Annotated in this window: 10 protein-coding genes; 5 read left to right on the plus strand and 5 right to left on the minus strand. The window is 66.7% G+C overall.

Annotation, left to right across the window (positions count from 1 at the left end; genetic code table 11):
- The 5 genes from VJ897_RS13635 to bchF all read right to left on the minus strand — a co-directional run.
- Positions 1–466 (minus strand): AAA family ATPase (locus tag VJ897_RS13635; RefSeq protein ID WP_414706761.1); only part of this gene is annotated, 466 nt, incomplete at its 3' end.
- Positions 467–590: 124 nt separating this feature from the next.
- On the minus strand, positions 591–4,169 hold the full coding sequence (locus VJ897_RS13640; protein WP_324056245.1) for a magnesium chelatase subunit H: 3,579 nt from the start codon (positions 4,167–4,169) through the stop codon (positions 591–593).
- The gene (gene bchB / locus VJ897_RS13645) at positions 4,159–5,685 is read right to left on the minus strand and encodes a ferredoxin:protochlorophyllide reductase (ATP-dependent) subunit B (RefSeq protein ID WP_324056246.1); all 1,527 of its coding nucleotides are present in this window, start codon (positions 5,683–5,685) and stop codon (positions 4,159–4,161) included. Before bchB ends, VJ897_RS13640 begins: the two co-directional genes overlap by 11 nt.
- Positions 5,682–6,968 carry a ferredoxin:protochlorophyllide reductase (ATP-dependent) subunit N gene (locus tag VJ897_RS13650; RefSeq protein ID WP_324056247.1) on the minus strand — a complete coding sequence of 429 codons (1,287 nt, stop codon included), beginning with the start codon at positions 6,966–6,968 and terminating at the stop codon, positions 5,682–5,684. Before VJ897_RS13650 ends, bchB begins: the two co-directional genes overlap by 4 nt.
- Positions 6,965–7,453, minus strand: a complete 489-nt coding sequence (gene bchF / locus VJ897_RS13655) for a 2-vinyl bacteriochlorophyllide hydratase (protein ID WP_324056290.1) — start codon at positions 7,451–7,453, stop codon at positions 6,965–6,967. The genes VJ897_RS13650 and bchF overlap by 4 nt, the downstream gene beginning before the upstream one ends.
- 361 nt (positions 7,454–7,814) lie before the next feature.
- Here bchF and VJ897_RS13660 point away from each other — a divergent pair, with 361 nt between their 5' ends.
- The 5 genes from VJ897_RS13660 (at position 7,815) to VJ897_RS13680 (ending at position 13,539) form a co-directional block, all read left to right on the plus strand.
- Positions 7,815–8,621 carry a cobalamin B12-binding domain-containing protein gene (locus VJ897_RS13660; RefSeq protein WP_324056248.1) on the plus strand — a complete coding sequence of 269 codons (807 nt, stop codon included), beginning with the start codon at positions 7,815–7,817 and terminating at the stop codon, positions 8,619–8,621.
- 33 nt (positions 8,622–8,654) lie between these two features.
- Positions 8,655–10,082: a transcriptional regulator PpsR gene (ppsR, locus tag VJ897_RS13665; protein ID WP_324056249.1), complete on the plus strand. Its 1,428-nt coding sequence runs from the start codon at positions 8,655–8,657 to the stop codon at positions 10,080–10,082.
- Positions 10,083–10,150: 68 nt separating this feature from the next.
- Positions 10,151–11,059, plus strand: a complete 909-nt coding sequence (gene chlG / locus VJ897_RS13670; RefSeq protein WP_324056250.1) for a chlorophyll synthase ChlG — start codon at positions 10,151–10,153, stop codon at positions 11,057–11,059.
- Positions 11,059–12,351 carry a BCD family MFS transporter gene (locus tag VJ897_RS13675; protein WP_324056251.1) on the plus strand — a complete coding sequence of 431 codons (1,293 nt, stop codon included), beginning with the start codon at positions 11,059–11,061 and terminating at the stop codon, positions 12,349–12,351. Before chlG ends, VJ897_RS13675 begins: the two co-directional genes overlap by 1 nt.
- Positions 12,352–12,354: 3 nt before the next feature.
- The gene (locus VJ897_RS13680) at positions 12,355–13,539 is read left to right on the plus strand and encodes a geranylgeranyl diphosphate reductase (protein ID WP_324056252.1); all 1,185 of its coding nucleotides are present in this window, start codon (positions 12,355–12,357) and stop codon (positions 13,537–13,539) included.
- Positions 13,540–13,675 lie beyond the last annotated feature (136 nt).

The following is a 13,675-nucleotide window of genomic DNA, read 5'->3' on the forward strand; positions in this document are numbered from 1 at the left end:
CTTCCAGCAGGTGGTGTTCCTTCAGCTGCTTGACCGTCTGGCCGACCACGTAGCCGCCGCAGCCGGTGCCCGCCGGCGGGCCGCCCGCCTCGACGCACTGCACACCGTTATAGCCTTCGTAGACGAAGTCCTCGACGCGCAGCTCCTCGGGGTGGAAATCGACTTCCTGCAGCTTGTCGATCACCGTGGGCACCAGCGTCTTGGTCAGGGTGAAGGTGCTGTCGTGCTTGGGATCGCAGCCGATCTGCAGCACGCGCTTGCCCATCTTCGCGAAGGCCGCCGAGAGGTTGGACGAGGTGGTGGATTTGCCGATCCCGCCCTTGCCGTAGACGGAAAAGACCTTGGCCCCCTCGATCTTCATCGACGAGTCCTGGTGCACCTGCACCGACCCTTCGCCGTCCTGCCCCTTGAGCACCGGCGGCGTCTCGACCTTGCGGCGGGCCTCCAGGCCGGCGGCCTCGCGCATGCTGGCCCGCGCCGAGGGCGGTTGTTTGGTGTCCAGTGGACTCATGATGTGGTCCTCCCTTCATGGGTGGTGGGCCCGTCGCCCGGGCGCGGCTTGGTGCAGCGTATGTTCTTGCTGAGCACTTTCATTCGGCGGCCACTCCTTCGAGCCGGTCTTCCAGCGCGTCGGCCGCGTCGCGCAGCGCGGCCAGAGTTGCATCGTCGGGTGCCCAGTAGGCGCGGTCGTGGGCTTCCAGAAGGCGATTGGCCATGCGCGAGGAGGCCACAGGGTTCAGATCGCTCATCCGCTGGCGCATCGTCTCGTCCAGAACGAAGGTTTCCGACATGCGCTGATAGACCCATGGGTCGACCTGGCCCGTGGTGGCCGACCAGCCCAGGGTGTTCGTCAGGTGGCTTTCGATCTGGCGCACGCCCTCGGCGCCATGGCTCAGAAGGGCCTCGTGGAATTTCGGATTGAGCGAGCGCGACCGGGTCTCCAGCGCCACCTGGTCGGCCAGGCTGCGCACCTTTCCCGCGCCCCGCGTGGTGTCCGAAATGTAGACGGCTGCCTCCTCGCCCTGGCGGGCGCGTTTCACGGCGCGGGATATCCCGCCCAGGGTGTCGAAGTAATGGTCGACCGTGGTCACGCCCAGTTCCACGGATTCAAGGTTCTGGTAGGCGACGTCCACCTTGCTCAGGGCTTGTTGCAGCAGCGCGGTCTGTTGCGCGGGCTTGCCGTCCATGCCGTAGGCAAAGCTCTTGCGGGCCTCGTAGGCGTCTGCCAGCTCGTCCTCGTCGCCGAAGGCGGAACTGTCGACCAGCTGGTTCACGTTGGAACCGTAGGCGCCCTCGGCATTCGAAAAGACGCGCAGGGCCGCGGTGTCCAGGTCGCAGCCGATCTTCTCGGCATAGGCCAGGGCATTGGCACGGATAAAGTTCCGGTCCAGCGGTTCATCGGCATGGGCGGCCTTGTGTGCGGCCTCGGCCAGCAGCCGGGTCTGCAGGGGCAGCAGGTCGCGGAAGATGCCCGAGAGGGTCATGATCACGTCGATGCGCGGGCGGCCAAGGGTTTCCAGCGGGATCAGGTCGGCCCCGGACAACCGCCCGAAACTGTCGAAGCGCGGCTGCGCCCCGATCAACGACAGGGCCTGCGCCATGGGCGCGCCATCGGACTTGATATTGTCGGACCCCCAGAGCACGAGGGCCACGCTGCGCGGCAGGCTGGCGTGCGTTTGCAGCAGAAGATTCGCCTGCTTTGCGCCCTCTTGGCAGGCAAAGGCAGTGGGCATCCGGAAGGGATCGAAGGCATGGATGTTGCGGCCCGTGGGCAGGACCTCGGGCGCACGGATCAGGTCGCCGCCGGGGACTGGCGGGGTATAGCGACCGTCAAGCGCGTGCAGCAGGGCCGGGATCTCGCTGTCTGTCCGAAGATGGGCATCAACGCGGGCGCGGGTCTCGGGATCGCGTTCGGCCATCAGGTCCAGGTAGTCGGCGCGGGCGTCGTCGCTCATGGGGCGGCCCAGTACGTGCAGACCTTCCGGGATCAGCGCGTCCTCGGTTTCTAGCAGCCGCAGCCAGAGCGCCTCGGGCGGTTGCCCCCCCAGGTCGACCGCCTCGGCCTGGTCGGCGATCAGCGCCTCCAACTCGCCGCGCTCGGGCGCATCGGGTGCCATGCCGCGCCAGCGGGTCAGGCTGTCCTTCAACTCGGCCAAGGCCTTGTAAAGACCCGAGGCCGCCAGCGGCGGTGTCAGGTGACTGACCGTCACGGCGCCCGAGCGGCGCTTGGCGAGCGTCGCCTCGGAGGGGTTGTTGGAGGCATAGAGATAGACGTTCGGCATGTCGCCGATCAGCCGGTCGGGCCAGCAGGCCGCACCCGGACCTGCCTGTTTGCCCGGCATGAATTCCAGCGCTCCGTGCATGCCGAAATGCAGCAGGACGTCGGCCTGGAACGACTGCCGCAGCCACAGGTAGAACTGCGCGAAGGCATGGGTGGGGGCGAAGCCGCGCTCGAAAAGCAGCCGCATCGGGTCGCCCTCGTAGCCGAAGGCCGGTTGCAGCCCGACGAAGACCTTGCCGAACCGCGCGCCCAGCACGAAGACGCCGCGCCCGTCGGATTGCACGCGACCGGGGGCGGGGCCCCACTGTGCCTCGATCTCGTCCAGCCAGGGGGTGTTGGCGACCATCTCGTCGGCCCCGACATGGGCGGCAACATTGGCCTCCTGCCCGTATTGCTGGGCACTGCCTTGCAAGACAGCGGCCCGAAGCGCCTCGACGCTTTCGGGTGGGGTCAGGTCGTAACCGCGCGCGGCCATGGCGTGCAGCGTGTTGTAAAGAGAAGCGAAGACATCGAGATAGGCCGCTGTCCCGGCCGCGCCGGCGTTGGGCGGAAACCCGAAAAGCACCACGCCGACTCGGCGCTCGGCCACCCGGCTCCGGTGCAGCGCGGCCTGCCGGGCGACGCGGGAGGCCAGCACCTCGACCCGTTCGGGGCAGGGGGCCATTTCCTTGACCATCGAGGTCTCGGCGCAGTCACGGGTGCAGCCCGCGCAGCCGCCCGGCCCGTGCCGTCCGGCAAAGACCGTGGGCGTGGTCGCGCCGTCCAGTTCCGGCAGGGCGATCAGCATGGTTGTCTCGATGGGGCCAAGGCCCCCGGCCGAGCCGGCCCATTGGCCCAGCGTCTGGAATTCCAGCGGATGCGCGGCAACGTAAGGCACATCCAGCGCCTTGAGCGTCTCGACCGCCGCGTCGGTGTCGTTGTAGGCGGGCCCGCCCACTAGGCTGAACCCTGTCAGCGACAGCAGCGTGTCGATGGTCGCGCCATAGCTGTCGCGAAAGAACGCCTCGATCGCGGGGCGGCCGTCCAGCCCCCCGGCATAGGCCGGCAGCACCCGAAGGCCCTGGCCCTCAAGTGCGCGGATCACCGCGTCGTAATGGGCGGTATCGCCGGCCAGCACGTAGGAGCGCATCATCAGCAGTCCCACAGTGGCCCTCGGGGTCGCGGGCGCAGGCAGGGCGTCGGTATCGGTGGTGATCCGCTCGGCCAGGTCGGGATGGTAAAGCCCGGTTTCCGGGTATTCCAGAGGGGCCGGGGCCTCGGCCCCGCGCCAGTCGCCGCGGTTGGTGTAGCGCGAGATCAGGAAACGGACCATCGCCTCGATGTTGTCGTCCGAGGCGCCCAGCCAGTACTGCATGGTCAGGAACCAGGCGCGCAAGTCCTGTGCCTTGCCCGGGATCAGCCGCAGGATGCGCGGCAGGCGGCGCAGCATCTTCATCTTGCGCGCGCCGTCGTCAGTCTTGGACCCGGACTTGCCGCCGCCGCGCAGTTTTTTCAGTAGCTTGGCGGTTCCGCTTTCGGGCGCGGCCATGTCGAGCGTGCCCATGCGGGTGCATTTCACGATCTGGCCGTCGGCGATCAGCCCGGCCATGGCGTCGCAGGTGTCGCGGCGGGCCTGAAGGTCGGGCAGGATCGCCTGAACGTGTTCTTCCAGGAACAGCAGGTTGGCGATGACGATATCGCCGGTGGCGATGGCGCGGCGGGCCTCTTGCAGGGCCGCATCGCTTTCGCCCCATTCGGCGGCGGCATGAACGCTCAGTTCCAGGCCGGGGAAATCCGCGGCCAGGCGCTCGGCCACCCGCGCACAGGGGCCGGCGGCGTGCGAGTCCAGCGTCAGGATCACCACGCGGTAGGGGGCATGCCCCGGGTTCATTGCCACGTCATCGCGCATAATGGGCCTTGGCCTCGTAAAGGGTGTCGACGCTGATCTCTCCCAGCCCGCGTTCGCTGGCAAAGGCCTCGGTGTTGCGCTTGGCCTTGCCGCGCACGAAGAACGGGATCTTCCTCAGTTCCCGTTCGGCGGCGTCCAGCCAGATCACGTTGCCGGCCTTGGCGGGGGCCTCCTGGCCGGGCGCGTCCGCCGCATCGCGGGGAACATGGGCCCCGCCATGATGGCTGGGGCCGGCCGCGTCATGAAATTCGAAATCCTCGCGGAACATGGTCAGCAGGTGCTCTTCCAGCCCCATGACAAGCGGGTGCACCCAGGTGTCGAAGATGACGTTCGCGCCCTCCAGCCCCATCTGCGGGCTGTAGCGGGCGGGGAAGTCCTGCACGTGCACGGGCGCCGAGATCACGGCGCAGGGAACGCCCAGCCGCTTGCCCGTGTGACGCTCCATCTGGGTGCCCAGGATCAGTTCCGGCGCGGCCTCGGCGATCGCGGCTTCAACGTCCAGGTGATCGTCCGAGATCAGGGCGGCCACGCCGAACTCCTTGGCCAGCGCGCGGATCTTGCGGGCCATTTCGCGGTTGTAGCAGCCCAAGCCAACCACCTCGAAACCCATCTCGTCGCGCGCGATCCGCGCGGCGGTGGCGACATGGGTGCCGTCGCCGAAGATGAAGACCCGCTTGCCGGTCAGGTAGGTCGAGTCGACCGAGGCCGAGTACCAGGGCAGCCGCAGGCGGCTTTCGTCCAGGCGCGGTTCGAGCCCGGTGATATCTGCCACCTCGGCCACGAAATCGCGGGTGGCACCGACGCCGATGGGCACGGTCCGGGTGAAGGGCTGGTCAAGTTCCCGTTCCATCCAGCGGCAGGCGGCTTCGCCGGTTTCGGGATACATCAGCACGTTGAAATGCGCGGCTCCCAGCCGGGCCAGGTCCGCGGGGCTGGCTCCGTAAGGCGCGCAGACATTGACCTTGATACCCATCCCTTCGAGCAGGGCGGTGACCTCGGGGATGTCATCGCGGTGGCGAAAGCCCAGCGCGGTGGGGCCGATCAGGTTGGCGGTGATCGTTTCGGTCCGCGCCATCGGTTCGGCCAGGCGGCGGACCAGCTGGAACAGGGTCTCGTCGGCGCCGAAGTTCTCCTTGCGCTGGTAGCTGGGCAGCTCCAGCGGGATGATCGGGATCGGCATGCCCATGGTCTCGGCCATGCCGCCGGGATCATCCTGGATCAGTTCGGCGGTGCAGGAGGCCCCGACGATCATCGCCTGCGGCTGGAAACGCTCGTAGGCTGCTTCGCAGGCGGTCTTGAACAGGTTGGCAGTGTCAGCGCCGAGGTCGCGGGCCTGAAAGGTGGTGTAGGTCACCGGCGGGCGGTGGTCGCGCCGCTCGATCATGGTGAACAGAAGGTCGGCATAGGTGTCGCCCTGGGGCGCGTGCAGCACGTAGTGCAGGCCGGTCATGGCCGTGGCGACACGCAGGGCACCGACATGCGGCGGGCCTTCGTATGTCCACACCGCGAGTTTCATTCCGCCGCCTCCAGCCTGAGCCTGTCCCGGCGGTGCAGCGGGCGCGAGAAGAGCCCGGCAAGATCCCCGGCCTGTTCGTAGAAATGCACCGGGGTGAAGACCAACTCGATGGCCCACTTGGTCGTCATGCCTTCCGCCTCAAGCGGATTGGCCAGCCCAAGCCCGCATACCGTCAGGTCAGGACGCGCGGCGCGGCACCGGTCCAGCTGCTTTTCGACATCCTGCCCCTCGGCGATCACGGGTCCCTCGGCCAGAAGCTCCAGATCGGGGTCGACCAGCGCCTTGTGGATATAGGGCGTGCCGACCTCGACAGCTTCCATCCCGCATTCGCGGGTCAGGAACCGGGCCAGCGGAATCTCCATCTGGCTGTCGGGGAAGAAGAAGAGCGTCTTGCCGGACAGCGTTTCGGCGGCCTTGGCCACGGCCTTGCGGGCGCGTGCGCGGGGCGCGTCGATCACGGCATCGACACGCGCCTGGTCGATCCCGAAGTCCCGCGCAACGGCGCGAAGCCACGCGGTGGTGCCCTCCTCGCCGAACGGGAACGGCGCGGGAATGTGACGCGCCCCGCGTCTTTCCAGGGCGGAATGGGTGCCACCCAGGAAAGGCTGTGTCAGGGCGAAGCTGGTGTTGGGGCCGACTCCGACCTGCGCATCGGCGTGGCGGGCGGGCAGGACGGTGACGTTGTCGATGCCGATCCGGGCCAGCAGGTCCAGCGCCTGGTCCTCGGCCACGTCTGGCAGGGCGCCGACCATCATCAGCTGTCGGGCGTCGGTATCGGGCAGGGCCGGCACCATGGCGGCGAGGCAGGCATCTTCGCCCTCGGTGAAGGTCGTCTCGATACCCGAGCCGGAATAGTTCAGCACCCGCACCTTGGGCGCGTGGCGCGCGCTCAGCCGCTCGGCGGCACGCGACAGGTCCAGCTTGATGACCTCGGAGGGGCAGGAGCCCACCAGGAACAGCTGGCGAATGTCGGTGCGGCGCGCCAGCAGGCGGTCGACCTCGCGTTCCAGCTCTTCTTGCGCGTCGGCCAGGCCGGCCAGGTCGCTTTCCTCCAGGATCGCGGTGCCGAATCGGGGTTCGGCGAAGATCATCACCCCGGCGGCGCTTTGCAGCAAATGCGCGCAGGTGCGGCTGCCCACGACAAGGAAGAAGGCGTCCTGCATCTTGCGATGCAGCCAGATGATTCCCGTCAGGCCGCAAAAAACCTCGTGCTGGCCGCGTTCCTTGAGGACCGGGGCATTGTTGCATCCCATGGCGGGGGGCGGGGGGCTGTGGTGGGTCATGCCGGGGCCCCGGATTGCAGGCGCGCGGCGCGCAGCTTGAGCAGGAATTGCCCGGCATTGATGACGTAGGCGGCATAGGCGGCCAGCGCCAGCCACATCAGCGCGACCGGCGCCATTGCCCCGGCGAACAGCGCCCAGACATAGGCGGTGTGCAGGCCGATGACGGCAAAGCTGAAAACGTCTTCCCAGAAAAAGGCCGGGGCGAAAAGATACTGGCCGAAAACGACCTTTTCCCAGATCGCCCCGGTCACCATGATAAGATACAGCAGGCTGGTCTTGGCCAGGACCGACCAGGTCGCCGCCTCGTAACCGGTGCCGGCAACAAGGTAGCGCACCACCAGCGCAAGCGAGACCAGGAAGACCACGAACTGAAGCGGCGCAAGAATCCCTTGCACCAGCGTCCAGAGGCTGGCGTCGCGTCTTGCGCGCTGCGCCGGCGTGTAGAGTGCGGCGGCGTCGGATTGTGTCTGCGCCGAGGGCGTCATCTGATCCCCTGATCGGAAGTTTGACATGGCACGATGCTAGGGGGCGCAGGGGCAAAGTGTCAATTAAAATTTACAGATTTTGAGAGCCGAGCATGTCCAAATATACTGTCATCTCCGATGCGTCAGCATGGCGTGCATGGCGTTATTGTTATATGTTATCACCTTGGCCTTTCGAGTGCCAGCGCCCGTGCCTGGCTGACAAATTCTTGCGGTTGCTCAGCTTGTTGGCTCTTCTTCCAGAAGGACGCATGTCAATTAAAATTGACATTGGAAATCACCGCCAGCAAACTAGCTTCGTCCCATGCGTGAAAGCGCGGGCTACACAAGCCGGACACCCATGGCAGCCAACGGGAGGGGGCACATGGAACAGGACGATGAATTCAGGAATGCAGGTCAGTCGGACGGCGAGTCGCCATCCATCAGATACCTCGTGGAATCCGCGCTTCGATCAGTCGCCTCGACATCGCAAAGCGAGAAACCGTCGACGCGCGACGAATGGATCGCCCACCTTGCGGCGACGATGGTTTCGGACAGCGAGACCAGCCACAGGGCGGCGATCTCGTCGCTCATCGCCAGCGGCGTGAGGAGCTCGGAGGTCTACCAGAGTTACATTCCCGCTGTGTCGCGCTACCTTGGAGAGATGTGGGTAAACGACCGGGCCAGTTTCGTCGATGTCTCGCTCGGGTCCGCACGTCTGCAGGCGCTTCTGCGCGAGGCGGGCGAACCGGCCGAGGTCAGCCTGCTCGACCGCAGCATACCGCTTGGCCAATCGGTGCTTATGGTGATTCCGCCCTATGAGGACCACGCGCTGGGCGCTTTCGTGGCCGCGGACCAGTTCCGCCGGCACGGGCTGTGGGTGCATATGGGAATCGGGTTGAACCGCGACGAATTGGTCGAGCTGATTGCATCAAGCCGCTTTTCCCTTGTGGGTTTGACGGCCGCAACATGGAAATCGGTTGAAAAGGCCGGTGATTTTGTTGATTACATAAGACAGGGGCTCGACCACTGTCCGCCGATGGTGATCGGTGGGCGCGCGGTAACGGAGCCTGCGAAGGTAGAGCGATTGACCGGGGTGGACTTCGCCGTGAAAACCGTGCGTGAGGCGGTTGATCGGGCAGGATTGATGTCTATCTCGCAAGAAACAGGACTGGACAAGCTGAATACCTAGACGCCGACTTGTCCGACATGGCGGAGATACCGAGTGAGCAGGCAAGGTCGAGCACGCGAGACGATGACTGCCGGGCGATTGCCGGAGGTCGCGACGGTAGGAAATCTTGTCGAGAAGGCCTCGGACATCGCGGTCATGCTGGACCAGGCCGGCGAAATCCAGGGGATAACGGTCAATCCTGACAGTGCATCGCTGGGCTGCCTCGATCATTGGGTCGGTCGGCGGTTCGACAGTTTCCTGACCAACGAAAGCGCCGAGAAGTTTTCGAACAGGTTCTACGCCATGACGGCGGACCCGGACCTGGAACCTCGGTCGATGGAATTGAACCACAAGGACAACGCGACGTGGGAATTCCCGGTGCGTTACACGATGCACCGCGTGGCCGATGGCGGGATCCTCCTGTTCGGACGCGACATGCAACCGCTTGCCGAGGTCCAGCAGCGCCTTTTGCGCGAACAGCTGGCCCGGGAGTCCGATCATCAAAAGCTGCGCGCCGGGCAGACCCTGTTCCGAATCGTTTTCGAGGAATCCGAGACACCGCTGGTCGTGGTCGACCCGGAAAAGGCTCGCATCAATGAAATCAACTCGGCGGCGGCGTCCCTTCTGGGCAGCACCGCCGAGACTCTGCGGGGTAACATCCTGCCGCAGGCCTTCGACGGACGCCGCCGGGGTGAATTCATGGATGCGCTGCGCACGGCCGCGACGGCCGATGTGGACTGTGGGATCGAGGCCGTGTCGCGCCGCAACGGCCGCATCCTCAACCTGCGCCCCCGGTTCTTCCGCGTGGCGGGTGACCTGGTTCTTCTCTGCCGCCTCGACGTGGTCGATGACGGCGCCTCGGCCGGCCCCGAATTCTCGAACCTGCTGCTCTCGCTCTACGGGGCGACCTCCGACGCGGTCGTGCTGACCGATGCCAGGGGCAGCATCCGGGAAGCCAACGATGCCTTTCTGACCATGGCCGACGCCATGCAGATCCGCGACGTGCAGGACCAGTCCATGGCGGACTTCCTGCTGCGGGGTTCGGTTGATCTCAAGCTCATGCTGGATAGCGCGGCCCAGAAGGGCCGGATGAGCCACTACGGCGCGCAGGTCAAGAGCGCGATCGGGACCCGCACGCCGGTGGACATTTCTGTCACGCGGCTGCGTCAGCAGGGCGGCGATACGGGATTCGGCCTGATCATTCGCGATGTCTCGGCCAGCCAGGTGCCCGAGGCCGAACGGTCAAATGTCATGGTCAGTGACGAGGCCATGCAGAACGTCATGGATCTTGTCGGCACGCGGTCGCTCAAGGAACTGGTTTCGGCCACCTCCGAGGTGGTCGAGAAGCTGTGCATCGAAACCGCCGTCCAGTTGACCGACAACAATCGTGTGGCCGCCGCCGAGATGCTGGGCCTGTCCCGTCAGAGCCTTTACGTGAAGCTGCGCAAGTACGGGCTGCTCAAGTCCGCCGACGGCGACTAGACGGCCCGAGTGGCGATCGCGACAAGAAAACTCTTTCAAGAATCTTGATTGTATAGTTTAGTTGACACATGAGTGTCAGCGAAAGTTTACGCACACCCCGGCGTTGGCCGCAGCCGCGGTCCGTTCTGACCCTGCTCAAGCCGGTGACGTGGTTCCCGCCCATCTGGGCCTATCTCTGCGGCGTTGTCGCTTCGGGGGTGGCACCGGCGACGGCGCCAGTTGCCGTGCTGGTGGGCATGGTGCTGGCCGGTCCGGTGGTCTGCGGCATGAGCCAGGCCGCCAATGACTGGTGCGACCGCCACGTCGATGCCATCAACGAACCCGACCGCCCCATCCCCTCGGGTCGGATTCCCGGGCGCTGGGGGCTGTGGATCGCGCTTTTCATAAGCGCGCTGGCGCTGGCGCTGGGCACGGTGCTGGGGCCTTGGGGCTTCGGGGCGACTGTCTTCGGCGTTGTCGCGGCATGGGCCTACTCGGCCGAGCCCATCCGGCTGAAGCGGTCCGGGATCTGGGGGCCGGGTCTGGTCGGTCTGTGTTACGAGGGGCTGCCCTGGTTCACCGGGGCGGCCGTTCTTGCGGCCGGTGCCCCGCCGCTGACCACCGTCGTGGTGGCGCTGCTCTATGCACTGGGGGCGCATGGCATCATGACGCTCAATGATTTCAAGGCCCTGGAGGGCGACCGCCAGACTGGCGTGAACTCCCTTCCGGTCACGCTTGGCCCGGAACGGGCGGCGCGCGTGGCCTGCTGGGTCATGGCGCTGCCGCAACTGGCGGTGATCGCGCTGCTGCTGACCTGGGACCGGCCCTGGCACGCGCTGGTCATCGCGGCGCTTCTGGCGGCGCAGGTCTTGGCAATGCGCGTTCTTCTGACCGATCCGAAGGGCCGCGCGCCCTGGTACAACGCGACAGGCGTGAGCCTTTACGTCAGCGGGATGATGGTGGCCGCCTTCGCCCTGCGCAACATGGAAGGGATGTAATGAACCTGAGCTGGCTATCCATCGTCCGCCTGGGACTCGTGCAGATGGCACTGGGCGCGGTGGTGGTGCTGACCACCTCGACGCTCAACCGCCTCATGGTGGTGGAACTGGCGCTGCCCGCCATTCTGCCCGGGTTCCTGGTGGCGCTGCACTACGGGATCCAGATCACACGGCCCAACTGGGGCTTCCTGTCCGACACCGGCGGGCACCGGACGCGTTGGATCATCGGCGGCATGGGGGCGCTGGCCCTTGGCGCCTATGGCGCGGCGCACGGGGTTGTACTGCTCGAGGGCAATTTCGCCGCGGGGATGGCCCTCTCCATCGCCGCCTATGCGCTGATCGGGGTGGGCGTGGGGGCCTCGGGCACCTCGCTGCTGGCTCTGCTGGCCACCGCGACTGCGCCGCGTCGCCGCGCTGCCGCCGCCACGATCACCTGGCTGATGATGATTGCCGGGATTGCCGTGACGGCAGGCACCGTGGGCGCCTTCCTGGACCCCTATACACCGCAATTGCTGCTGCGCATCGTCGGGATCGTGACCTTGGGCGCCGTGGTGCTGACCACGCTGACCGTCTGGGGCATAGAGGCGCGGGTGGCCGCCGCCGAACCGGAACCCATCCCGCAGGGTTTCGTTGCCGGGCTGCGCGAGGTCTGGGCCGAGCGGAAAGCGCGCAATTTCACCATCTTCGTCTTCCTCTCCATGACCGCCTATTTCATGCAGGAACTGATCCTCGAACCCTACGCCGGGCTGGTCTTCGGCTTCACGCCGGGGCAGTCCACCTCGCTCAGCGGGGCGCAGAACGGCGGGGTTTTTCTGGGCATGCTCACGGTGGGGATCGCCGCCACCGGGTTCCGCATCGGCTCGCTTCGGCATTGGGTCGTGGCCGGGTGCCTGGGGTCGGCGGCCAGCCTGGCCGCGATCTCGGCGCTGGGGCCGCTGGCACTATCGGGGGCCCTTATCGGCGCGGTCGTCACGCTGGGGTACTTCAACGGCATGTTCGCCGTGGCGGCCATCGGGTCGATGATGGCCCTGGCGGGTGAGGGTCGTGGCGCGCGCGAGGGCACCCGCATGGGCCTGTGGGGCGCGGCGCAGGCCGTCGCCGCCGGGTTCGGCGGCCTGTTGGGCGCAGCGGCCGTCGATGTGATGCGGCTTTTGCTGGTGCAGGATGCACAGGCTTTCGGCGCGGTCTTCCTGTTCGAGGCAGCGCTTTTCGTGCTCGCGGCCCTGATGGGCCAGCGGGTGATCGCACATACCCAGGGCCGCCGTGCGCCCCTGGCCGTTCCGGGGGAATGATCCATGCCTGACGTCGATGTTATCGTGGTGGGGGGCGGGCCCAGCGGCGCCACCGCCGCCGAGGACCTGGTCCGGTCGGGGCACCGGGTCGCGCTGCTGGACCGGGCCGGGCGGATCAAGCCCTGTGGCGGGGCCATCCCGCCCCGGCTGATCGCCGATTTCGCCATTCCCGAGGACCTTCTGGTGGCCCGGATAACCACCGCTCGGATGATCGCGCCCAGCGGACGCCGGGTGGATATCCCGATCGACAACGGCTTTGTCGGCATGGTCGACCGCGAGGATTTCGACGACTTCCTGCGCAATCGCGCCGCAGACGCCGGGGCGACGCGCCTGACCGGCACCTACCAGTCCATCGACCGCGAAGGCGGCAACCCTCGGGTCCATTACCGGGACCGAGACAGCGGTGAGACCCGCAGCCTTTCGGCCCGGCTGGTCATCGGGGCGGACGGGGCGCGGTCCAACGTGGCGCGTGACGAGGTCGAGGGCGGTGATCGGATTCCCTACGTCATCGCCTACCACGAGATCATCGAGGCCCCCGGTCCGGTTGGCGACTATCACCCCGACCGCTGCGACGTGGTGTATGACGGCCGCATCTCGCCCGATTTCTACGGTTGGGTCTTTCCGCATGGCGGCAAGGCCAGCGTGGGCATGGGCTCGCTCGTGAAGGACGTGAACCTCAAACAGGCCACTGCCGACCTGCGCGCGGCCAGCGGGCTGGCCGACTGCCCGACGATTCGGCGCGAAGGCGCGCCGATCCCGCTGAAACCCCTCGATCGCTGGGACAACGGGCTTGACGTGGTGCTGGCAGGCGATGCCGCCGGCGTCGTTGCCCCCAGCTCGGGCGAGGGGATCTATTACGCCATGGTCGGCGGGCGCGTGGCCGCCAGCGCCGCCGCCGCCTGTCTGAAAACCGGGCGCGCGCGTGATCTGCGCCTCGCCCGACAGCTTTTCATGCGTGAACACAAGACGGTCTTCCGCGTGCTGGCCAGCATGCAGAAGGCCTATTACCGCTCGGACGAACGGCGCGAACGCTTCGTGTCGCTGTGTCACGACGTCGACGTGCAGCGCCTGACCTTCGAGGCCTACATGAACAAGGCGCTGGTGCGCGCCCGGCCCATGGCCCACCTGCGGATCGGGCTGAAGAACCTCGCCCATCTGACCCGCCTGGTGCGCCCCGAGTTTACCTGACAGCGCCCGGCGCCGGGCAAGTATTGCACGCCGGGCCTCTATGCCTGTTGCACGCATCCACCCCGGGGCGAGGCTGCCTTCGACTGTGCCACACGGGAGGATGGGCGGGGACCCGGCCCTGAGCGACCCCCGAAAA

The organism is Salibaculum sp. (assembly GCF_035270045.1).
Classification (GTDB): domain Bacteria; phylum Pseudomonadota; class Alphaproteobacteria; order Rhodobacterales; family Rhodobacteraceae; genus Salibaculum.

What these genes read in the sequence shown, in the direction of transcription:
- VJ897_RS13680 (WP_324056252.1), top strand. Translation starts at nt 12,355, where the DNA reads ATGCCTGACGTCGATGTTATCGTGGTGGGGGGCGGGCCCAGCGGCGCC.
- VJ897_RS13660 (WP_324056248.1), top strand. Translation starts at nt 7,815, where the DNA reads ATGGAACAGGACGATGAATTCAGGAATGCAGGTCAGTCGGACGGCGAG.
- VJ897_RS13675 (WP_324056251.1), top strand. Translation starts at nt 11,059, where the DNA reads ATGAACCTGAGCTGGCTATCCATCGTCCGCCTGGGACTCGTGCAGATG.
- VJ897_RS13640 (WP_324056245.1), bottom strand. Translation starts at nt 4,169, where the DNA reads ATGCGCGATGACGTGGCAATGAACCCGGGGCATGCCCCCTACCGCGTG.
- VJ897_RS13650 (WP_324056247.1), bottom strand. Translation starts at nt 6,968, where the DNA reads ATGACCCACCACAGCCCCCCGCCCCCCGCCATGGGATGCAACAATGCC.
- chlG (WP_324056250.1), top strand. Translation starts at nt 10,151, where the DNA reads ATGAGTGTCAGCGAAAGTTTACGCACACCCCGGCGTTGGCCGCAGCCG.
- bchB (WP_324056246.1), bottom strand. Translation starts at nt 5,685, where the DNA reads ATGAAACTCGCGGTGTGGACATACGAAGGCCCGCCGCATGTCGGTGCC.
- bchF (WP_324056290.1), bottom strand. Translation starts at nt 7,453, where the DNA reads ATGACGCCCTCGGCGCAGACACAATCCGACGCCGCCGCACTCTACACG.